Below are 22,155 nucleotides of genomic sequence, written 5' to 3'. Positions count from 1 at the left end.
TGACAAGTCCAAGCCGGGAGCGGAAGGCCGGCTGATTGAACGCGGTCCGACCCGCCTATTCTCGGCTCCCATCGGAACATCGAAACTACATTCGGGATGGCCCTTGACTGGCACCAGCCGGGTCTCAAAACCGCCACCAATTGCATCATCCAGTGCAAGTCACTCCGCTGTGAGGTCGTTGCGAGGGTGGGCGTTTCGGGCGACCTGGGCCGCAACGATCTCCGTGATGTGTTCCAGAACCCTTCAAAGCATCAGGATACACCCGGCGGAGGCGGGATCCGTACCGTTCTTGTAGCGCAACCGGTTAGACCTGTCGCCCCGGACATCCGAGCTATGGTGGAATTTGGGTGACGCCGTGATTTGGCGGCGTTCTGTGCTGGCGTGTTGATGACCTCGATGCCGTTGGTGAATTTGACGCCCTGGACAACTTTGGGCAACTGGTTTTCGCCCTTCAACCGGCGCCAGGTTTTCGCGGCGGCGGTGACCAGCTTGAACACCATCAGCCTGGCGGTGTCCTGAGACAACGCCCCCTTTGTCCGCACCGTCCGTGCCGCACCGTTGCGAACACGCTTTCGATCGGGTTCGACGTCCGCAGATGATCCCAATGCTCGGCAGGGAAATCGTAGAAGGTCAGCAACGCGTCGCGATCTTTCACCAGACAGGTCACCGCCTTGTCGTATTCGGCCCTGTATTTGTCGGCGAACGTCGCAATCGCCGCCTCGGCTGTCGCACGGTCCGGCGCTGTCCAGACCTCGCGCAGATCGGATTTGGCCGCCGGCTGGACGGATTTGCGCAGCTTGTCGAGCACGTTGGCCGTCTTGTGTACGGTGCAGCGCTGATGTCGTGTGGTCGGCGATACCTCGTGAAGTGCTTTCCAGAAGCCGAGCGCTCCGTCTCCGGTCGCTACCTCTGGCGCAATGGACAAGCCACGTGCCTTCAGGTCGACCAGCAATTCCCGCCAGCGCTGCCCACTTTCCCGGACGCCCACCTGAGAGCCGAGCAACTCCTTCTTGCCCTCTGGCGTGGCGCCGATGAGCACCAGCATGCATTCGGCCTGCGGCTCCATGCGCGCCTGAAGATAGACGCCGTCCCCCTCGTCTTGCCATTCCACCCGGCTTCGCCGGCCGGAACCTTTGGCAAGCCTCGCCCAGATGTAGACGTAGCGCCGGGCGGATAGGTCGCGCCGTTGCCAACGATCATAGTCAGCCTCCCAATCGCCACGAAGCCGTGCGATGGTCGAAGGCGACAGGTTCGGGGCGTCTTTGCCCAGCAAGGCGGCCAACGCCTCCTGGAAGTCACCCATCGAGACACCGCGCAGATAAAGGATTGGCAGAAGGGCATCCATGCTCGGTGTTCTCCGACCCTCCGTAGCCCTTCCATTGGCCTTGCAGGCCAACGGAACCTCGTATGGGGTTTCTTCTGTCAAGCGGTCATTTCTGATCTCCCATCGTTATCAGATCCGTGGTTCGAGCCCGTCATCTTCATGCAGCCCCTCTCTGGCCGCATCACCTCGTATCCGGTCGGACCTCGAACAATCCGGACCATAATCCCTCATGCTTGAGGGCAGGGGCTCGGAGGAATGGGACCCTTCTTTGGAGCGCGGCATGTTTCAGCCCAGGTTCCGATCGGTCACCATCCACCCCGGATCCGGCGGTGCAACTGACGTTGCGCCGCGTATTGGGTTACGGACGTCGGCGTCTGCGTCAGCCCGCCTTGGTGGGCTTCAGCATGGCACCCGTCGGCACCAGGCCATGGGTGACGAACCGCCAGAGGGCCACCAGCAGCTTGCGCGCCAAGGCCGTGATGGCAATGCGCTTGTTGCGGCCTTTCCCGTCGCGGACCCGGTCGCGATACCAGGCGCTGAGCGCGCTGGCGGGTTGGTTGCGCAGCCAAAGCCAGGCCAATTGCCCCATCGTTTTGCGCACACGGGCGTTGCCGGCCTTGGAGATGCCCTGTTCGTGGTCGATGCCGCCGCTCTGCCAAGGGCTCGGCGTCAGCCCGGCGTAAGAGGCGACCTCGCGCCGGTTGCGGAAATCGCGGAAGAACGCTTCACCAGCCAGCACCGAGGCGGTTTCAGGCCCTACTCCCTTGAGCCGCAGCAACCGTGCACCAGGCCCTTCATTGAGGGGACGCGGCGCAGCAGGTGTTTCCTCTCCGGATGCCCTCTCGGCGACGGGGCTTGGGACGGCGAGCACGGCACGTTCGGCCTTGAAAACAGCGTCACGGTCCGCTTCAACGGCGCCGAGCTGCGCCATGGTCAGTTCGAGGCGATCCATCTGGCGCCTGATCTCGGCCATGAGCCGCGGCGGCAGGAGGTCGCCTTCCGGCGTGCGCACATCCGCTAACCGCGCCCGCCGGTCCCGCAAGGTTGGCTCGAACCCAAACACGCGTTGCGTGGCGAGCAGGCCCTTGATGCGGTTAGCGTGCCGGATGCGCTCGGCCAGCAAGGCTTCCCGCTCGCGGTTCAACCGTCGCGCATCCTCCGCCTCGCGCGAAGGCGGACGCACCATGGCGCACACCTGCCGCTCACCACGCGACCAAGCCATCAACGTGCGCAGCATTGCTTCGGCATCAATGCGATCTGTCTTGGCGCGGCGGCTGCGTCGATTCACCGCGATCGACGCTGGGTCGACCACGACGCTTCTCACCGCGTGCGCTTCCAGCCAACGATGCACCCAGAACCCGTCGCGTCCGGCTTCCTGCATGACAAGCACCTCCACCGGATGCCCCAGGCGCCGTTCAGCCCGCTCCTGCAGGCGCTTTAACACTGAAAGCAGGCCAGGACCGTCGCAGGCCGCTATACCGTGCTTGCTGGCCTTGTCCTCGCCAGGCGCACTCGCCACGGCTAACCAACTCGAAAGGCTGAGTTCCAGCGCCACAAACAGCGTGGCGTCCATGTCGATCGTTGTGGCATCAGCAGGGGCGGCAGCTTGAGTCGAATGTTCGATGTTCGGCATTGAACAACTCCTGGATAAGGTGGCACCGGCCTCAGCCTACGAGTTGGCCGCCGCCCACCCGCATAGGATCTTTGGCTACTCCGCCCACCGCGGCAGAATGGCCGACGTGAACCGAATACGTTCACCCGCCTCACCAGCGCCCCGGTCGCGCAACCTGACCCGCTGCACCACGACCGGCCCGATGCCGGTCAGCACTTGGCGTTCCGGTCCGTGGCCGTGCCGAACCAGGCGATCGCGCCCGTCCGGCAGTTGCACGCTCTTCATCATAGCAAGGAATGCGTCAGCCTCTGCCTCGATGGCCTGGGCCAGCAGTCGGCGGGCGCCGCTGCGCAGAACGGCCGTTAGCGGATCGTCAACCGTATCGGGCTGACGGAGGGAGACAACGGTGCTATCGCTCGTCATGGCGTATCGCTCCTTCGGGAGGTTCAGGCAGGCTTCCACCCACCTCGACACGCCGCCTTTCTCAAACCGTCGTCACCCAGGTTCGGCCATAGCTCCGGACATCCGTCGACACCTATGAGGGTCCTGGGGAATCCAACCTCAGTGGTAACGAGCCGCGCTCTGGGCGTGCGAGACGTCCTTGGCGATAAGATGCTCGGATTCAATATAGGCATCCCAACTCGTGATGGACGGGAGAGACGGGATACAGATAGACTCGCCCATTTCCAACGCCCGGAGTGAAGCGACGACAAGACTGTCCGCGCTCATGATCCGCTCCGCGGAGAACGCCGATAGGCTTCCACCGGCTTTAGAATGGAAGTCCGTTGCCACGACGCCAGGCACGAGCAACTGAACTTGTATACCCGTTCCCTCCGCCTCCACCTGCATGTGGCGTGTGAAAGCCATTACGTAGTTCTTCGATGCGCCGTAACCAGCATTTGCAGGTATCAGGATGAAACACGTTGCCGACGCGATGTTCACGATGCGGCCGCTACCTTCGGCCCTCATCCGACTCATGGCACTATGGGATAGCCGACTCATGGCTATGATATTGACTTTCAGCATCGCTTCCATCGCGATCGGGTCAAGAGCGTCGACTCTTCCCCGGACGGCGTAACCCGCGCTATTTATGAAAACGTCAATACGGCCGCCTGTCTCGATGCGCTCGGCCACCCGGGCAACGTCGATGGTTTGTTCGAGGTCGGCCGTCAATACCTCAACATCCACCCCGTGAGCCTCTTCGAGGCGTTTTGCATGCTTGTTTAGTATCTCGCCTCGCCGGGCGACGATAACGAGATCATGCCCAGCGCGCGCGAGATGCTCAGCGTAGCATAGTCCAATACCGGCCGAGGCACCGGTGATCAAAGCGCAGGGAGCGGACGCTGGCATGATTATGATCCTTTTCGACGAAACGGCCGGTTTATGGAGCCGTAGTTCTTGGGGCGATTAGTTTGGTTTAACACAGGGTTTCACATGGAAAGCAGGCCGTCCGGAAAGAGCCCTATGACAGCTGATGCATTTCTAGCGGCGATGGTGAATAAGATGTCAGCAGCGCTGATTACGCAATTTCGAGTTGCACACTCGGTAAGTCCCTCCGAAACAGGTGAGCCAATTCTCAGGTGCCAAGTCCCGACTTGGCTGGAAGATACGCTGTTGGTAAACTCTTGGGACGCCTTTGGAATGAACCCTCCTGCTGGATTTACCTAATGGACGTGATCTGCGGAGATCAGAGAAGGACCGCCACCATACCAATCTCGCAACGGAGAACTTTGGCAATGCTGCAGTGGGTCCTCGCTCGTTCCGTAATAGTCTCAAATCGGTCTTGCGAAAGGCTTAGAACCCTTGCTTCCACGGTAACGGAGAGTTTGGTGATCGAAGGATGCCCCTCCTCATCTTCACCCATTTCTACCACGACAGAAGTATCTATTGCCTCGGCTGATAGGCTCATAATCTCGATGTTATTGGCAAGGGCTTGATTGAAACAGCCCGCGTAGGCCGCGGCGAGAAGCTCCTCCGGGCTGGCCCCGTCTGCTCCTTTAAAACGGGAACCAAAGCTGAAGACGGCGCCTTTGATCGTGCCCGTCTCAGTCGATATTGTCCCGGAGCCTGTTCTCCAATTGCCCTGCCATGTCGCATATCCTATCGCTTTCATCTCAATCCGCCTTGCATTAGAACGTTTGAATCCCGGAACGGCTTGCTGCGTCGGGAGGTCGCTATCCACCCCGACAGTACACACCGATGAATGGGTTGCTTTTCATCCAATCGAGCCGAGGAACTCATCAACTGTCAAAACCTCGTGTCCGAAGGTCGGGTAAGAGATGGAGATTGCCAAATTGTGTGCTTCTTCGGTGAACTCCGCGACGGCGTCCTTCAAGAAGGTGACGTGAAACCCTTCCTCGAGGGCGTGCCTGCCTGCGCTTTCGACACATGTGTGGGACGTCAGGCCAGCGAGAACAACCTTCTCGATTCCGTGCTCTTTGAGTTTCGGGATCATGTCTGTGTTAACAAAGCTGTCAAAGGTTCTGTGACGGCTGATGATGACATCCTCGTCGCGGGGCGCAAATGACTCGTAAAAGTCTGCCCCCCATTCCCCGATCCAGAATACTTTCTCATCCATCGCCCATTGCCAGCGTGGATGAATGTGTTGAACATCGTCGAAGCTGTGTTCATGAAGCCCATGCGGCACATAGATGATCTTTACTCCAGCGGCGCGGGCGCCGTTGATGAGTCGTTTGAGATTTTCTTTTAAATTGGTCTTCTCGAGCATTGGTCCGATTCGGCCCGCTAATTTACCTTCATCGTCTAGAAAGTCATTTAAAAGGTCCACGAGCAATAACGCCGTGTCTCGGGTCGAGTAGGTTTCTACTGGCATGAAGTGCTTCCTATTTCGTTGAACATTCAGAGCAGTCAGGCCGGATGACTGCGATCGGCACGGTCACCATACCGCGGGGTTCGACGGGGCCGTAGTTTCCTGGGCAGACGAAACCTTATTTCGCTAAGATGGCAACAAAGACTATCGGCTCCACAGGCTACTTGGAAGTTCATAGCTTTGTATCAGGGCCTCAATTATACTTAGAGATATCTGGAGCTATGATTCAGGCCGGTTTTTCGTTTTGTCCCAGGCAGCAGCTTTATATCGACTCTACACAAGCGCTCCGAAAGCGCCTCGCGTTGGAAATCGCCTTCTCGGCCCCCCGTTGATTGAGTGTGCGCCGGTCGGAGAACCTTCTAACGATCTTTGTCTCTCGCCAATGGGAGGCTTACGGTAAAGCAGGCCCCACCGCTTTCCATGTTTGCTGCCAAGATTGTTCCACCGTGCGCTTCGACGATAGTTCGGCAAATCGCCAAACCCATGCCCATGCCATCTGATTTGGTTGTAAAAAAGCTACCGAATAGCTTTTGAATATTCTCGTTGGTTATTCCTGGTCCATTGTCCTCAACCCTCAGCAGGACCGACCGACCTGCGGTTTCCGTCCGTACTATCAAACGCGAATTCCGAATCCCGCTCATCGCCTGTAGCGAGTTAATTATTAGATTGACGATGACCTGTTGCAATTGGATCGCATCACCGAGAATCTCCGGAAGAGCCGAGTGTAAATGGCGAACAACCACCACCCCTTCATTCATAAGTGGGGAGCCCATCAGCGTAAGGGCGTCATCGACCAAAGCTCCTAGCGACAATCGCTTTTGCAGACCAATCTGCGGAGCGGACATTGAGCGAATGTGAGCGACAACGTTGGTCGCTCGACGCGCATCCGCAATCATTTCGCGCGTTATTTCTACGATTTTGTTGACGTTAGGGGGTACTCGATCGAGCCAACGTAGAGCCGCCTCCCCATTTACACTGATCGCGGCCAATGGCTGATTTACTTCGTGGGCAATTGATGCTGTAAGCTCGCCGAGGGACGAAACCCGAGCAGCATGAGAGAAAGTGGCTTGCATCTCTGCCATGGCGCTTTGTGCCTTAACCTTGTCGCTCATGTCCACGATGGCAAGCAACAACTGGCCGGCACTGCGCAGGGTGCTGGAGGCCGACTTAGTATACAGCACGTCAATCGCATTTCCAGTCAGCGTACGCATCCGTGTAAGGCCTCTGTAATTGGGCTCGCTGTTGAAAGACGCTGAAAGGCTTCCTATTAAGGTCTCGAGATGCGTTGGAAACCAGAAAGGCGTGATGGAACGCCCTATAACTTCGCTTCTATCTCTCACCTGAAACATACCGAGAGAGGTTGCATTGAGATCTACTACCTTTATCGTCTCCATTATCTCAAGTATGAGCTCTGGGTGCCGTGCCGAATGTGCGCGCAAATCAGTAACGCCGCGACGCCTTAGATCTTTGTAAATTCCCTGGGTTTCGGAGGCGTCTAAATGCCAAGCCGAGAATGCAGAGCCGTGAAACATATCTCCATAGAATGCCTCGCTTTTCCTTACGGCGGCTTGGCCTTCTTTGATAGCCGAATAGTCAACTATGGTAACAACCACTTTGCCTTCATCCGCCATCCCGGCGGCGAAACTAGCCGTAAAGAGGGCATCGAACTCCTCACCGTTAAATCGACATTGTCGCGTTTCGCACGCAAAATACGGCTCCTGCGCAAGCGCCGAGGCAACCCAGTCTGCGAAGGCCGAGGTGCTGCCGCTCGGCCAGAATCTCTCAACACTTATAAGCAGGTCTTCGCGAACGCACGGTCCGAATAGCTCGACCGCTCTATCATTAACGTCCCGGACAAAGGTGGCTCGCATTAGCGCCCTTACCTGATCGGGTCGCGTTGCAAACCATTCGCGAGGATCAATGGTGACGCTTTCCAACCAGTTCTTGGCGATGATCCGAGCTCTCGAGAAATCAATGTCCCATACTGACGCCGGTATCGCCTGGAATACGTTGCGGTAGTGCCTGCGACCGGCCTCCGCTGCGGCTTCCGCTCGCTTTTGAGAGGTAACGTCGACTCCGGTCTCCACGAAATCCAATGGATCTCCAAGAGGACTGTATCTGAGGGAAAGCTGTGTGCTTACGATGATGTCTTGCCCGCAGGCGGTTTTTCGATGCAATTCTATAGGGCTGCTCTCGCACGTCATCTGCTCGGCGCTGGGCCAGGATCGGCCGCCTAACATCTCGTCAAAATGCCGACCCTCTGCATCTTCACAGGATCTTCGGTAGATCCGTTCTGATGCCTTATTCCAGCTTAGGATGCGGCCACCCAAGTCAAATACAATGAGACTTTCCTGCACAAAATCCAGGATCCCTGATTTGAATATGCCCATTGCTCCCTCACAGTTATCAGGCATGGCGAGCACGGTGCGGGCGGGGATATTGCCACTCATATCTGACAATCAACTGGCGCCGAGAGCCTGAGGTCGGCCGTAGCTAGACAAAAATGATTCGGCACGAGTTAACTCCACCTAGTTGGGTTCGCCTACATCTGAGGGCCTGCCCAAACGGAAGCGAAGTCCAGTCTTGGGATACAGGGCCATTTGCCATATCGAGTGAAGCCGCAATGGACGGTCCTCATCCTTGGGAGAGCCGCACAAGCCGTTGCGATTGATCTATTGAGCAACTCAGAGCATCGCGATAGGCTGCTCTGGAGCTCGGTAGAGTAATGTGGGGAGCGACATGTTTAGCGGACAGTTTATTCTACTGTAATCCGGTCAGGTCATTGTTGCCTTGTCGGCGGAAGTGATAAACTGCATCGTCATGTCCCCTCTTTAAGAATGGTTCTTCGGTTCGGGTTTCGCTCCATGAGATATGAAAACGCCCTGTGACTAGCCTTACAAAGTCAGTGCAAACCGGTCCAATCGGACGTCGGCTCTTCCCCCGAGGACGGTGCTGCTCCCGTCCGACATCCAGTCGGAGCGTCAGCAGCAACCAGCGTGCCTGACTTGTCTTATGTAGTTATTCGGCTCTGATTTCGGACGGTTAGTGGGGCCATAATCAAATGCACTCTCTGTTGGCTTTGTGTAGAGGCCGAATCATATCCGTGGAAATCAAAAAAGAATTGTGCTGCCATAGGCGGCGTGGATGACGGGAAGATTGATCCGAATCCCGTGAACGGCGTTCGACCGCGTTGCCAAGCTTGGCACCATCGAATGTGCGAGGGCCGACAGCCGGCTCAACAGGCTCAAGCAGGCCGGGATCATCGGTTATGACAAAGGCATGTGTGTCATCCCTCCCCGTTCACGATGCGACATCGAACCGACCCTGAACAAATTCCCGTCTGATCGGCCATATTTTGTAAGGTTAAACGAAGGTATAACTGTTCAACATCTTTCCGACACGGCATAGATGAGAAGCCCAATCTGCTGCGAAAACCTCCACCGTGCATCGTCATCCTAGTAATGAACGAGGGTAGTTGCAGTTCTTCGATACCAGGGAAAGCTCATACATTTCTTTCAACAGGTAACTAAGGAAAATGTTGTGAATAGGTCAGATTTAGAGCATACTCACGCTGCTCCGGGACGCGTTGAGTCAGCTCTGACGCCCGTAGCGTCGCTCCTTGCTCGTGGGGGTCTCGCCGCTTGGCAATCAAAGAGGATAAACATATATGTCATGGACAACCTCGGCTCCAAGATCCGAGTGGCCGATCTGGCGGGACTAACGAGGCTAAGCGTCAGCTATTTCTCCGTGGCGTTTGGCCTGAGTTTCGGAACGACCGCGCTCGCTTACGTCACGGCTTGCCGGATTGAGCGTGCACAAGGGATGATGAGATCGACCGCACAAAAGTTGAGCAGGATCGCCCTCGAATGCGGTTTTTCGGATCAGGCTCACCTGTCTCGGCGGTTTCGTAGTGTGGTCGGCACGACACCGTTACGCTGGCGCCAAAAAGACCGTTTATTGAGGTCGGCGGCCAGCGCAGAAGCAAGCTTAAAGTTAAAATGAAGTATCGTCTTTAATCGTGAAACGAAGACCTTGCCAGAAACTTGTTGACTCCCGGGCAGTAGTTAACTGACCCTATTCGTCCTTACTTTCGAATTATCAAGCCGACGACGACCAATCCGAATGGTGTCCGCTGCGTCGCGCTCGCTTTCACGGTGGAGAGGCGCGCGGACGTCGGCGTCACCTTGGCGACGCTGACGAGTATGCTAGCCTTGGTGAATCGGACGATGTCCCGGGACGATGAAGGTCCCGCACCGTCAGATTCTCCTAATTATGCGGGTCGCCCCTCTAAGAGAAAACTATAATCAACGTTCTGAATTTCGAGTATCAACTGCATTCTGCCAGGGCTGACCGATCAACTTGACGCAAGACAGAGCATGCAAAGCCTCTGGTTTTCTTCAGTCGGCGACGTTGGGTAAACCAAGCGCTAATTGGGTCCGATGGTGAGCTTCCTCAGACATTAAGCTGGACAGCGTCACTCCCAGCAGCCTTACACTGCGAGGCGGAGGAAAACAGGGTCTCAGCAGTTCCAGGGCGACCCGCTCCAACTCACTTTGCGACGCCACAACCTCGACGAGCGATCTCCGGCGTGTGATTTGCTGGAAGTCAGAATGCTTAACTTTGACCGTCACCGTTCTTCCCGCGTGCCCTCCTCGCGTGCAGGCCATCCAGACCTTCTTGAATACCGCATCAAGGCCGGCGCCACCTCTTCCCATGTCGTCAGATCGCGCTCAAATGTTGTCTCGGCACCCACCGACTTGCGGGCGCGATCAGCCTCAACAGGACGATCGTCGACCCCGCGGGCAACGCCATAGTAGTAACCTGCGGCTTTGCCAAAGTGCTCCGCCAGGAATCCATATGACTGTTCCCGCAAGTCCATTCCGGTATGGATACCGAGAGCATTCATTTTAGCTGCCGTCACAGGACCGACGCCGTGAAACCTGCCTATCTTCAGATCTTCCACGAAAGCCGGACCCATCTTCGGCGTGATGACGAATAGCCCGTCCGGCTTACGTTGATCCGAGGCAAGTTTGGCAAGAAACTTGTTATAGGAGACGCCCGCCGACGCCGTCAGCCCAGTCTCCGCCCTGATTGCAGCGCGAATCTCCTCAGCAATCGCCGTCGCAGACCCACGATTAAGCAGTGGCACGGTGACGTCGAGATAGGCCTCATCGAGAGACAACGGTTGGATCAACGGCGTGTAGCGCGCGAAGACGCTGTGGATCTGCTGGGACACGGCCTTGTAGACGTCGAAGCGCGGCGGCACGAAGACCAGGTCGGGGCATTGCCGGCGCGCCGTCACCGAAGGCATGGCGGAATGGACGCCGAACTTGCGCGCTTCGTAGCTTGCGGCCGCCACGACACCGCGCTCGCGACTTCCTCCAACGGCGACAGGCAACCCGCGCAGGCTCGGATTATCCCGCTGTTCAACGGAAGCGTAAAAAGCATCCATATCGATGTGGATGATCCGCCTTACTTCCGCAGGTTGATGCGCCGTTTCCATGTTCAGGCAGGGCAGAGGTAGACGGGATCTCGCTTACTGACGGCGCCGGCTTGGGCCACCGGATATGGCGCCATCACAGTGTCAGCCCGCCTTCGTCCTTCTTCTCGCCGCGAGCGACGATCACCAGCGCGTCGTCCTGTAAAGGGCGTTGCAACTTGAGGACATCCGGCGTTGGCGCCGTCATCCAGAGATCGATCTCCTCCTGGGTCGTGAGGATCACCGGCATGGCCTTGGGATGGAATGTGCGACCAGCGCGTTTGGTTCGGTCGTCAGGAACGCAAACACGTCATTCGTCGTCTGCCCCTCCTTCACCTTGCGAACCGAGGTCCAGCGCGTCCAGATGCCTGCGAAACACGCCAGTGGTCGGCTCTCGTTGAGTGCGAACCAGATCGGCGGCCTTGACCCATTCGGCAGCACCTCGTTTTCGCTGAACGAGGTCAGCGGCACGACACAACGGCTCTCAACCCCGAGCCATCGTCGCCAATGCGGTGACGCAACGTTGCGGACGTTAGTGCCGCCGGGATCGAAATTGCGACCCTTCAACGCAAAGACACGCGATGGCATTCCCCAACGCGCCGTGGTCAGCTCACGCCCCTCCGGCTGGTTGCGGACGATCGGCGCTTGATAGTCAGGGAAGATGCCAGGAAGCGGCGGCAGATTGCCTGTCTTGTCCGTCATCGCCCGCGTCAGATCACGGATCGCCTGCTGGCTCGACGTCATCGCGTAGAGGTTACAGATTTGCGCCTCCTGTCATCGCCACATACCGCGCATCCGCGCGCCAACGTCGATGCGAATGTGGCTAATCGCCGCCTGCCTCGCCACCTCAGTTGCCAAGACGGGCCAGGTCACGCTCTCGAACAGCGGCAGCAAGCTGGCCGGGATGAAACGGGAGCGCGACGCATAGACGTGCCGATCACCCATGGACGGCTGCCCGTGGGTGAAGAAGCGGTGCGGGGTGATCAGATGCAGCGTGTCTTTGGCCCGCGTCATGGCGACATAGAGTAGCCGGCGCTCCTCCTCGATCTCCGCCGTCGTGCCGGTGCCGAGGTCAGATGGCATGCAGCCATCCACCACGTTGAGCACGAAGACCGACTTCCATTCCTGCCCCTTGGCCGAGTGAATGGTGGACAGGATCAGGTAGTCCTCATCCAGCAGCGGCACGCCTGCCTGGTCGCTTGTGGCATCCGGCGGATCAAGGGTCAGGTCGGTAAGGAAGCGCGATCGCGACGGATAACCGGCTGCGATCTGCTCAAGCTGCAGCAGGTCCGCCTGTCGGGCGTCCGCATCCTCGTGCCGGCGCTCTAGATGGGGCGTGTACCAGAGCCGACCACAGCCGAGTTCGGCAGGCCAACCCGCCTTGCCCGATCGCAACTGCCAAAGCGTGGCGACGAGGTCCGTCCACCCCTCCCCGGCCCGAGGTGGCGAGGCGATCTCCGACAGCGCGCCAATTGGATCAACCTGGTTGGACATGGCGTCTAGCACCCGCTGCGCCGATGTCGGTCCTACCCCCGGTAGCAACTGTAAAATGCGAAAGCCGGCCACCTGATCGCGCGGATTCTCCACGAAACGTAGCAACGCCAGCAAATCCTTGACGTGGGCGGTGTCCAGGAATTTGAGCCCGCCGAACTTGACGAAAGGGATGTTGCGCCGGGTTAGTTCGATTTCGGTCGGGCCGCTATGGCTTGATGTTCGGAAAAGCACAGCTTGCTGCTTGAGGTCGGTGCCCCCTTCCCGGTTTTCAAGCACCCGCTCCACCACGTAGCGGGCTTGATCTGCTTCATCGCGCACGCTCACCAGCGCAGGCAGCTCAGCGGATCGACGCTCGGTCCAAAGGTTCTTGGTGAACCGCTCCGCCGCCAGGCCGATGACGCCATTGGCGGCGGCCAGGATCGGCTGTGTGGAGCGGTAGTTGCGGTCCAGCGTGATGATGGCGGCTGGAGGGCTGAATTGACTGGGGAAGTCGAGGATGTTGCGAACGGTCGCCGCCCGGAATGCGTAGATCGACTGGGCGTCGTCCCCCACCACGGTCAGGCCTGCGCCGCTGGGCTTCAGGGCCAGCAGGATGCTGGATTGCAGCCGATTGGTATCCTGATACTCGTCCACCAGCACGTGGTCGAAGCGCTCGCCGATATGGGCCGCCAGGGCCGGGTCGCTGACCATCTGCGCCCAGTAGAGCAGCAGATCATCGTAGTCGAGCACGCCTTGGGCCTGCTTCGCGTTGACGTAGCCGGCGAACAAGTCCCTCAATTGAACCTCCCAGGCCGCGCACCAGGGGAAGTGACCCTGCAACACGGCCTCCAGGGGCATCTCGGCGTTGACGGCGCGGGAGTAGATGGAGAGGCACGTGCCCTTGGTCGGAAACCGGCTCTCGGTCTGTGAGAAGCCCATTTGGTGCCGGAAGAGGTTCATCAGATCGGCTGAGTCCTCTCGATCATGGATCGTGAAATTGGGCTGAAGGCCAATTTGCTCTGCATATTCCCGCATCAGCCTGGCGCCGATCGCGTGGAACGTCCCAGCCCATGTGAGCGCATCGGTCATGACGCCAGCCTTGGCACCCAGCACCTTAGCGCAGATGCTCTCGACGCGTCGGCTCATCTCGGACGCGGCACGGCGGGAAAACGTCATCAGCAGGATACGGCGTGGATCGACGTCGTTGACGATCAGGTTTGCAACCCGATGGGCTAGGGTGTTGGTCTTGCCCGATCCCGCGCCGGCGATGACGAGCAGCGGCCCAGCCAGGCCAATGGCCACGCCGCCGATGTCATGCTCGACGGCGCGTCGCTGTTCGCTATTCAATGTGGCGAGGTGGTCGAGAGGCATCTATGAGCTACCAGCGGGCAAAGGGGCGCCAATCAACCATGTTTCTTGTTTTGTTCACAAGAGCGGAAAAGCTGCCGATATGTCGAACCGGCTGTGAGCGGACGTCGCCAGGCTTTAATTTCAACTCCGGCGAAGCATGAACGACCTACGAGCTCCTGGGACGAGGTTCACTGCCGCTGAACGCGACTACGTGCGCCGTGAACTCGACATGTTTTTTTCGAGCTTCCCGACGGTCGCCGAGGGCTTTCAGCTGAAGACCTGGCGAGGCGGCCCGCAAGCCGGACAACCAAAGCTGCCACCGGCCGCTAAGACCCTGCTGGAACGAGGGCTAATGCGTCTCGACACCACCGCTCGAATCCCACGGCTATTTTTCACCGACGCGGGACTGGACGACCTTCGGGCGATGATGGCCGACCCGCGGCTGGCAAATCGCGAGAAGTTTGCCCATATCCGGCAAGAGCTTGGCCTGAGCGGCTGACAGAGCGTGGTTGAGGCGAGGTGATGCCCGAGAAGCCCGGTTTCAGCATCGCGGTACTAGAGCCAGTTGAGGGTAAAACCGGCGCAACGGCGGCTTTCCCCTATGACCGCATGACGGTTGAGCGCTTTCGGTCTGCTTTCCCGGGCGCCCGCTGGCGGGACGATCTCCGGGCGTGGTTCGTGCCCGGCACAACCGCCGAGCGCCGGCTCAACCGTTGGCTCGGGCGCGAGATGGCGGGTGTGCTTGCCTATGCCGACGATCGCGGCCGAGACGCCTTCGCGTTCCAGGCCATCGAGAGCCGTTATTTGGAGGTGGCCGACGATTTGCTCATACGCACCCCCTACTCCAAGACGGTCGTGGAAGAACTGCGCGCAGTGCCGTGGGCGGCGTGGGATGGAGATCTGAAGGCGTGGCGCGTCCCTTTTCGGTCGTGGGAGGACCTGCAGAGGTGCTGGCCGACGATCGAGGCGGCGGCGCAGCGCAACGAGGCGGCTGAACGAAAACAACGACAGCAGGACCGCAGAGGGACGCCAGGGCAGCTAGAGACCGCGGCAAGGGCGGCCGAGAGGCAGCGGCGCCGCTATCCGGTTCCCGATGAACCGCTGCCGCCGCTGGACCAAGTTGTCATGACCCACCTGGGCGCGATGATGTTTACCGACGTCACCGGGGGACTGGTCGACGATGACATCGCTAAATCCTTCTATCCGGACGTGTCGACCGCGGGCGCCACCCTGATATGGGTGACCTGGCGCAAACCGACCCACGAGGAACTGGTCAAAGCTTGGCCGGCACGCTGGGCTGCCGACGACCGAGATCGGGCGCGAGGATGGTGGCAGCCGACCATCGAAGAATCGCGCGTAGCGCGACGCAAGGCGGCTTCGACCGAACGAGCACGGGAGACGCGTCGCTAGGTTAAAATCGCTGGATGACGAAGGAGCGCATTCTCGCTCCGACGGCGATACTCTACGCCCGTTATCGCCGTCAACGTTGGCAACGACTCTCATCTGACTTGATCGATGAACGATACGCCCGCAGGCGAACGGAGCAGTCTTGAACGAGAGGACGATAGGTCGGCTCGTCATCACGACTATGCAGTCGGCCGAGCGCAACACCCATTCGTCTGCAGAGGCGTGGCCAAGCGCTTGAACATCGGTGGCTTGTTCGGGTGCCCAGGCGGCAGGATTGTAGAAAGCTTTTTGATGTCGATCCGGCAGCCAAGGCTCCGGTTGCCGTCAACCATTTGGCCCGCTCAGAACTCGCCCCTCCTTGACGCGTTTCGATCCCATGACAAAAAAGCCGACGGTTCGGGACACGTCGATGGCGACATACCGTGCCCGGCGCGACTTCGCCGTAACGGCCGAGCCCGCTCCCGTCGAGCAAGCGACCCTCTCCGATACGGCCATGTTCGTCATTCAGAAGCATGCAGCACATCGCGCCGGGCTGCATTGGGACTTTCGCCTCGAACATGGGGGCGTCCTCTGGAGTTGGGCGGTTCGGGAGGGCCCGTCGCTTGACCCGGCGGACCGTCGGATTGCGGTTCACGTGGAAGACCATCCGATCGGCTACGCAGACTTCCCGGGCACCATTCCGGACGGACAATATGGCGCGGGAACCGTGGAAACTTGGGATCGCGGCACCTGGACACCGCTGGAGAATCCAGAAGAGGGGATGAAAAAGGGCACCCTTCGCTTTGAGCTGTCCGGCCAGCGTCTGCGCGGTCGCTTCACGCTTGCCCGACTCCGACACGACCCGAAGAAACAGGAGGCCTGGTTCCTTATCAAAGGTCATGACGAATACGCCCGGGAGGGAATGCACGCGGGCGATGTCGAGCGAGAGACGCCGTTTCAGATAACAAAGACGAAACAGCCAAAGACCGCCGTCAGGAAGCTGCGGAAATTGGAGGCGCCGGCCAAGGGGGCCGTGATGCGGGCCATGCCCGAAGCACAATCGCCGCAGCTTTGCTCGCTGTCTGAGGACCCACCAGACGGCGCCTTGTGGCTCAGCGAGATTAAGTTCGACGGCTACCGCATCCTCGCTGCCATTGAAGATGGCAAAGTCAGGCTCCTCACGAGAAATGGACACGATTGGGCCGATCGCATGCCGAGCATCGCCGCCCACTTCAAAGCGCTGCGGGTTAAATCAGCCATGTTGGACGGCGAATTGGTGTCCCTGGCCAAGGATGGCGTCTCTACCTTCCCAGGCCTCCAGGCAGCGCTGAAGAATGGGCGCGACGACACGCTGACGTTCTACGCATTCGATCTGCTGCACATCGATGGCTGGGACCTGCGAGGCTGCGAACTCCTGGAGCGTAAGCGCGTGCTCGCCACCTTGGCGGAATGGCAAGGCGCCCTTCGCTACAGCGATCACCACATCGGTCAGACGCATGAGATGCGCAGAGGTGCTTGCCGAATGAAATTGGAGGGCATCATCTGCAAAAGGGCGGACAGCCTCTACCGGGCCGGTCGCGGCGGGGACTGGCTCAAGGTCAAGTGCTCCGGGCGGGAGGAGTTCATCGTCCTCGGTTGGACGGCGCCCGCCGGCAGCCGCATCGGTATTGGGGCGCTCCAAGTCGGCTACCGTGATCCAAAAGGCATCTTGCAATACGCGGGCGCGGTCGGCACGGGCTTCGACGATAAGGAGTTGACGGCACTCCATCGTCGCATTCAGGCCATGGCGGTCAGCGAACCGCCGGACATGATGGTGGCGGGTGATCCGGTCGATCCCACCACCACGTGGGTTGGCCAGGAGATCGTCGTCGAGGTGCAGTACACCGCCTGGTCCGGTGCCGGACGTGTTCGGCATGCGGTTTATCTTGGAATCCGGGAGGATAAAGCGGCCGAGGACGTCGTGCGAGACTTGGCCGACCCAGAGGCGCCGCGCACCCGGTTTCGGCCATCGCGAGGCGCCCGGATCACGACGGCACGCAAAGGCTGGCACGGCGCAGTTCCGCCTCTTCGGTCGCCACCGAAGGAGCTTCCGCAGGCGACAGGACCCTTGCGTTCAGGCAGCATCGTCGTCGCCCGGCCACCTTCAAAAGCGGCCTTCGAAGTCGCCGGCGTTCGGATCACGCATCCCGACCGCGAGCTTTGGCCAGGCGTCTCGAAGCGCGCTCTAGCTGCCTACTGGCAGGCTGTCGCCGACGTTGCGCTGCCCGGAATAGCACGACGGCCGCTGTCCATCCTGCGGTGTCCAGAGGGAACCGACGAGACCAAGGAGCGGTTCTTCCAGAAGAACGGCCATGGCGTATTGCCGGCGGCAATTCGCGAGGGCTCAACGGCCAAGCAACCGTTCCTAGCGATCGACGACGTGGAAGGCTTGTTGTCGCTGGCACAGATGTCGGCCATCGAACTGCACCCTTGGGGCGCCTCGGAGGCGGACCCCACCCGGCCCGATTGGATCGTGTTCGATCTGGATCCTGGCGATGGTGTGGCATGGCCGGATATCGTGCAGGCGGCCCACGATACGCGCAAGCGGCTGGAGCGCATCGGGCTGGAGTCGTTTTGCCGCACCACTGGCGGCAAAGGCCTGCATGTCGTGGTGCCGCTCCTACCGGATGCCGACTGGTCCATCGTCAAGCCATTCTGCCGGGCCTTCGCCGAATTGATGGCCGCCGAGGAACCCACGCGATTCCTCGCCCATCTCAAAATTGCCGACCGGCGGGGTCGCATTCTGGTAGATTGGCTGCGCAATGGATTAGGGGCGACTGCCGTCGGAAGTTTCTCACCAAGGGCACGGCCGGGTGCGACCGTAGCGACGCCACTGGCGTGGCGAGAAGTGACCACCAAGCTCGACCCCAAAGCTTTCACGGTCCTTTCGGTCCCGGCCCGCATCGCGGCGCTCAAAGCTGACCCTTGGAAGGGCTTCAAGGCCACGGCGCAGCGCTTGCCCAGTTTGCCGACGGCCGGCCCGACCAACCCGCGGAAAAGCACCATCGTTCGCGCCGCGCCGCCAACGCGTGGGCGGTAGCTGGGATCGTGGAGGCAAATGTTCTCTCGCGGGAACGAGGCATGATGCCGGGCGTCAAGTGCTCAGACTCGCACGGTCAGGGCACCTGATCCGCCGTCGATCCTGGGTCCGGAAGACTCGCGAACCAGGCAGCGTAAGGCGTGGTTCGCGCCATGTGGCGGTTGAAGTCTGGAGCGCCATCAGTCCACCATGCGGGGCCGCGCTCGCCTAATTCCATCTTGATCGCGTCGATGCGTCGCCGAGCATCTTCCCGGCCGGATGCATCTCCGGCCCGCGTCGCAATGCCCTTCGCCCGTCGGGCTGACATCAACTCCCTGGTCAACGCCTGCCGCCGATCAGGAGCTAAATCCGGGTTCGTACAACGCCATAGGCGTCCCCGCACCACGAAGTAGCGACCGTCAGGTGTCACCGGCGCCATGTCAGATCGCGGCCGCCTCTTCCTGTTGCTCCACCACGGTGCTTATCCGGGCTGAAAGCGTGTCCAGCATCTCACCTGCCGCTAAGACGAATAAACGAGCTTCATTGGAATGGCCGCCCCATGGTTATGCCGTCGCCGAAGGACCACCTGTCGCTGGCCCTCGATAAGGCAAACCAGGCAATGTATCTCGTCCGCTGTAACCAAATGACCCAACTCTTTGTCACTCATTTCGCAATTAGGACAGATGAAGTGGTAGCATCGTAGCTCGGCGCGCTGGGGAGTCTTCATGTTTTTCTCCGTTCTACTTGCTACTCGCGCTGCCTCTGGCCGCTCTGGCTGATAAATGCCCTTATAGGGACGCCCCGCTGGCCCGCGCGGGCTTGGTGCTGGCCGACATGGACAGCTTCAATCCCTGCTGGAGGATGAAACGCATCGTGTCCCGAACGCCCGCCAATTTCTGGTCGGTCAGGTATGCCATCGGCGTGGCGCCCCCGAAGGGCGCACCCTTGATCGGCCGATTGAGCCAGGCGCGCGGTTCGAGTTCGAGCGACGCCAAGGCAGACGCGATCTCCTTGAGCCCCCTGAACATCGTCACCTCATCGCCAACCAGCTTGAAGCGCGGGCGGGTGCCCTTCTTCGTCAGCCCTCCAGGATGTCCGATCAGGGCAAGGGCCTGGATATCTTCAACGTGCCAGTCATCCATCAACGCCCAGAACACAGTCGATGCGGTGCTGTTGGACGCGGGTGTCAGATCGACGGGCGAGCGTCCGGCGACTTCATGAGGTTCGTTTATCTGCGTCGCCGCTTGCGTCGGTTCCGGCACGCTTGTCACGATGGCCGGTCGCTTTGCCTTCCTCTCTGCAGGCGCCGGGGCGTCCACCCGGGGTTTTGTCGCAGCTGAAATCGACTCTGCTGCAGCCTCTTGCCGCGATGGACCCGCCGGCTTGGGTGGCGGCGATGGCAAGGGCTGAGAAAGGACAGGCTCCAGGCGGGCAGGCGATGCGCTTCCGGCAGGCCCCTCACCAAGCAGGTCAACGTCGAATTGGCTGGCGAGGTCCTTCAGCAAGGCTGATGTGGCGAGGATAGCGCCACGAATGACGTCGCGACCAGGCACCGGCTCCGCGTCACCATCTTGTCCGACGGCAGGAAAAGGCTGGGGACTTGGTTGCGCCTTAGCGATCTCAGTCAGAGTGGCCTTAAGCGGGTTGGCGTCGGGAATAGCGCTTAAATCTGGATCGGCCGAAGGCAGCGGCCAGCCCCGCTCGGTGGATATAACGGCCAGCGCCAGACGATCAAAGGCCAGTCGGACCAATGCAGGAGCATTGGCGGCGCTACGGCCGGATGACAGGAGGCTGGCATCTTTGAGGTCCAGATTAGCAAGGCGCAGCAAAGTACCCACGGCATTGTCCACCGCCGATGCACCACCCGCACCCTCCTGCTTCTTCTTCAAAAGTCAGCGACCGGGTGGAATCAAAACGTGATTGGACGTTCGACAGGCGTCGACCAACATCCGCGCTATAATTCTTCGATCTGCCGAGTCGCGGCGCATCAGTTGAGGGACCTTGTATGTCCACCACTACAAAGCAGACGAACATTCTCCTTTGGCACTATAGCTGCCCGGACTGTGGCTTTAGCGATGCCGATACCGGCTATCATGGTCAGACGCACATGATCCATTGCGAGGTTTGTCTGGAAGACAACCGGCACGTCAAGCTGAAGCGGTGGCCGGTCGACCACGACTCAAGCACGCTTCCGGGCGGTGCCCTTAGCCGGAGCTGAAGGCTTTTTCAGCGCCGGGGCCTCCTCCTTGGCTTTCGGGGCCGGCTTTGGTTTGGCAGCAGCTTTTGACGCGCTGCCTTTCTTCGGCGCTTCGGCCTTGTCCTCCGTCTGACCAAGGCTCTTTCGTAGCGCGGCCATCAGGTCGACCACGTTGCTCCGATCGGGCTCCTCGGTCGTCTCTGCCTCGATCCCTTCGCCCTTGAGCTTGGCATCGATCACCGCTCGAAGGCGTGTCTCGTAACGGTCCTCGATGTCAGCCGGGGCATACTTGCCGGTTTGTCGATCGATGAGCTGCGTTGCCAGCTGAATCATGTCGGGGTCGGGCTTGGTGGATGGCAGGTGGTCGAAGATTGCCCCATAGTCGTTGAGGTCGCGTTCCTCGTGCAGCGTATGCACGACCAATCCCTTACCCATCGGCATGATGGCGATCGGATGTTCCCGGCGTGCGATGACCACGCGTGACAGAGCAATTTTCCCGGTGCTCGCGATTGCGTCCCGCAATACGAGATAAACGTCCTGGCCGGCGTCGCCGTCCGGCGCGACGTAGTAGCTTGCATCAAAGTAGATCGGGTCGATGGAATTGGTGTCCACGAACTTCTCGATTTTGACCGTGGTCGAACTCTCGATCCGGGCGCTTTCGAAATCCTCGTCGTCGACGATCAGATAGTGGTCTTTCTTAAATTCGTATCCCTTCACCAGATCACCCCGCGACAGTGTGTCGCCTGTCTCGGCGTCTTGGGTGATCATCTTGATCCGATTGCCGGTCTTGGGATTGATCAGGTTGAAGTGCAACGAGCCGCGGTCATGGTTGGCGCTGTAGAGCGCGATCGGGCACGAGACCAGCGCCAGACGTAAATGTCCTCGCCAAATTGGACGCTGCGGCATCTCTCATTCCTCAAGGATGTTGGGACAGGGGCGTTGGTTAGAGACGAACAAATGTGAAGACGTCTAAGTTGTGCCGCGACGGTTGATAAGCCCGCTCAGTGAGCATGGTTTCATCGCCCCTGCAGCGCGAGGAATCAAATCCCCAATGCGCCGCCCTCCGCTGATAGAGGCGTTGAGCCAGTCGTAGCTGGCGGCTAGCACTTTAGCGGCCATACGGGTGCGGGAATGAATGAAGCCGTGAGGAGCCTCGGGCAGCAGATGCAAATCAACGGGCGCCGCGTCGCGCCAGCGGTCCGCCATCCGCAGCATCAACGGGCAGAAAATAAGCAAACCAAGCTGCATAAGGCGTGGTCCGCGCCATTCTGCGGTTGAGGTCAGGCGTGCCATCGGTCCACCACACCGGCCCACGCTCACCCAATTCCGTTTTGGCGGCGTCAATGCGCTGATGCATCTCCTGCCCGTATCGCGACGCGCTTGGCGCGTCAAACCGATATTGATTCGTGCGTGAGCGCCTACCGTCGATCCGTCCAAGCCCCGAGC

15 protein-coding genes and 3 pseudogenes are annotated in these 22,155 nt (G+C 59.7%); 4 read left to right on the top strand and 14 right to left on the bottom strand.

From position 1 onward, the window contains the following. Positions 1-362: 362 nt before the first annotated feature. From GSQ76_RS23280 to GSQ76_RS23250, 7 genes and pseudogenes are all read right to left on the bottom strand, one after another. A pseudogene (locus GSQ76_RS23280) lies at positions 363-1,360 on the bottom strand (IS256 family transposase); the annotation flags it as partial. A 343-nt stretch (positions 1,361-1,703) separates the two neighbouring features. Next, positions 1,704-2,957, bottom strand: coding sequence for an IS110 family transposase (locus GSQ76_RS23275; protein ID WP_254070590.1), 1,254 nt, complete (start codon positions 2,955-2,957; stop codon positions 1,704-1,706). An 81-nt stretch (positions 2,958-3,038) separates the two neighbouring features. Further along, positions 3,039-3,359: pseudogene (locus GSQ76_RS23270) on the bottom strand (IS256 family transposase); the annotation flags it as partial. A 138-nt stretch (positions 3,360-3,497) separates the two neighbouring features. Then, complete coding sequence (locus tag GSQ76_RS23265) at positions 3,498-4,286, bottom strand: SDR family oxidoreductase (RefSeq protein ID WP_158746500.1); 789 nt, start codon at positions 4,284-4,286, stop codon at positions 3,498-3,500. Positions 4,287-4,623: 337 nt separating this feature from the next. Further along, positions 4,624-5,049, bottom strand: a complete 426-nt coding sequence (locus tag GSQ76_RS23260; protein WP_158746499.1) for an OsmC family peroxiredoxin — start codon at positions 5,047-5,049, stop codon at positions 4,624-4,626. Between the two features lie 102 nt (positions 5,050-5,151). Then, positions 5,152-5,769, bottom strand: coding sequence for an isochorismatase family cysteine hydrolase (locus GSQ76_RS23255; RefSeq protein ID WP_158746498.1), 618 nt, complete (start codon positions 5,767-5,769; stop codon positions 5,152-5,154). A 356-nt stretch (positions 5,770-6,125) separates the two neighbouring features. Next, a complete protein-coding gene (locus GSQ76_RS23250) occupies positions 6,126-8,216 on the bottom strand; it encodes an ATP-binding protein (RefSeq protein WP_158746497.1) in 2,091 nt (696 codons plus the stop codon). Positions 8,217-9,438: 1,222 nt separating this feature from the next. Between GSQ76_RS23250 and GSQ76_RS23245 the strand changes: the two genes are divergently transcribed. Then, positions 9,439-9,768: a helix-turn-helix transcriptional regulator gene (locus GSQ76_RS23245; protein ID WP_158746496.1), complete on the top strand. Its 330-nt coding sequence runs from the start codon at positions 9,439-9,441 to the stop codon at positions 9,766-9,768. 395 nt (positions 9,769-10,163) lie between these two features. Here GSQ76_RS23245 and dinB read toward each other — a convergent pair. From dinB to GSQ76_RS23230, 4 genes and pseudogenes are all read right to left on the bottom strand, one after another. Further along, positions 10,164-11,269: pseudogene (dinB, locus tag GSQ76_RS23240) on the bottom strand (DNA polymerase IV). Positions 11,270-11,342: 73 nt separating this feature from the next. Then, the gene (locus GSQ76_RS32860; protein WP_408837146.1) at positions 11,343-11,489 is read right to left on the bottom strand and encodes a hypothetical protein; all 147 of its coding nucleotides are present in this window, start codon (positions 11,487-11,489) and stop codon (positions 11,343-11,345) included. Continuing rightward, positions 11,486-11,947, bottom strand: coding sequence for an SOS response-associated peptidase family protein (locus tag GSQ76_RS23235; protein WP_408837145.1), 462 nt, complete (start codon positions 11,945-11,947; stop codon positions 11,486-11,488). Before GSQ76_RS23235 ends, GSQ76_RS32860 begins: the two co-directional genes overlap by 4 nt. 72 nt (positions 11,948-12,019) lie before the next feature. Beyond that, on the bottom strand, positions 12,020-14,089 hold the full coding sequence (locus GSQ76_RS23230) for an ATP-dependent helicase (RefSeq protein WP_158746495.1): 2,070 nt from the start codon (positions 14,087-14,089) through the stop codon (positions 12,020-12,022). 190 nt (positions 14,090-14,279) lie between these two features. On the opposite strand from GSQ76_RS23230, the gene GSQ76_RS23225 reads away from it, so the two are divergent. The 3 genes from GSQ76_RS23225 to ligD all read left to right on the top strand — a co-directional run bounded on the left by GSQ76_RS23225 (position 14,280) and on the right by ligD (position 18,533). Then, positions 14,280-14,567 carry a hypothetical protein gene (locus GSQ76_RS23225; protein WP_158746494.1) on the top strand — a complete coding sequence of 96 codons (288 nt, stop codon included), beginning with the start codon at positions 14,280-14,282 and terminating at the stop codon, positions 14,565-14,567. Positions 14,568-14,590: 23 nt separating this feature from the next. Beyond that, positions 14,591-15,478, top strand: coding sequence for a hypothetical protein (locus GSQ76_RS23220; protein ID WP_158746493.1), 888 nt, complete (start codon positions 14,591-14,593; stop codon positions 15,476-15,478). A 406-nt stretch (positions 15,479-15,884) separates the two neighbouring features. Continuing rightward, positions 15,885-18,533 (top strand): DNA ligase D, encoded by a 2,649-nt coding sequence (ligD, locus tag GSQ76_RS23215; RefSeq protein ID WP_158746492.1) that lies wholly within the window; start codon positions 15,885-15,887, stop codon positions 18,531-18,533. Between the two features lie 767 nt (positions 18,534-19,300). Here the strand turns inward: ligD and GSQ76_RS23210 are convergent. From GSQ76_RS23210 to GSQ76_RS30925, 3 genes are all read right to left on the bottom strand, one after another. Further along, the gene (locus GSQ76_RS23210) at positions 19,301-20,401 is read right to left on the bottom strand and encodes a hypothetical protein (protein ID WP_158746491.1); all 1,101 of its coding nucleotides are present in this window, start codon (positions 20,399-20,401) and stop codon (positions 19,301-19,303) included. Between the two features lie 290 nt (positions 20,402-20,691). Next, positions 20,692-21,615, bottom strand: a complete 924-nt coding sequence (locus GSQ76_RS23205) for a Ku protein (RefSeq protein WP_158746490.1) — start codon at positions 21,613-21,615, stop codon at positions 20,692-20,694. A 63-nt stretch (positions 21,616-21,678) separates the two neighbouring features. Continuing rightward, positions 21,679-22,002 carry a hypothetical protein gene (locus GSQ76_RS30925; RefSeq protein WP_174247390.1) on the bottom strand — a complete coding sequence of 108 codons (324 nt, stop codon included), beginning with the start codon at positions 22,000-22,002 and terminating at the stop codon, positions 21,679-21,681. Positions 22,003-22,155 lie beyond the last annotated feature (153 nt).

The sequence above is a fragment of the Acidisphaera sp. L21 genome, assembly GCF_009765685.1.
Classification (GTDB): domain Bacteria; phylum Pseudomonadota; class Alphaproteobacteria; order Acetobacterales; family Acetobacteraceae; genus LMUY01.
This window is presented reverse-complemented; position numbering and strand designations above follow the sequence as displayed.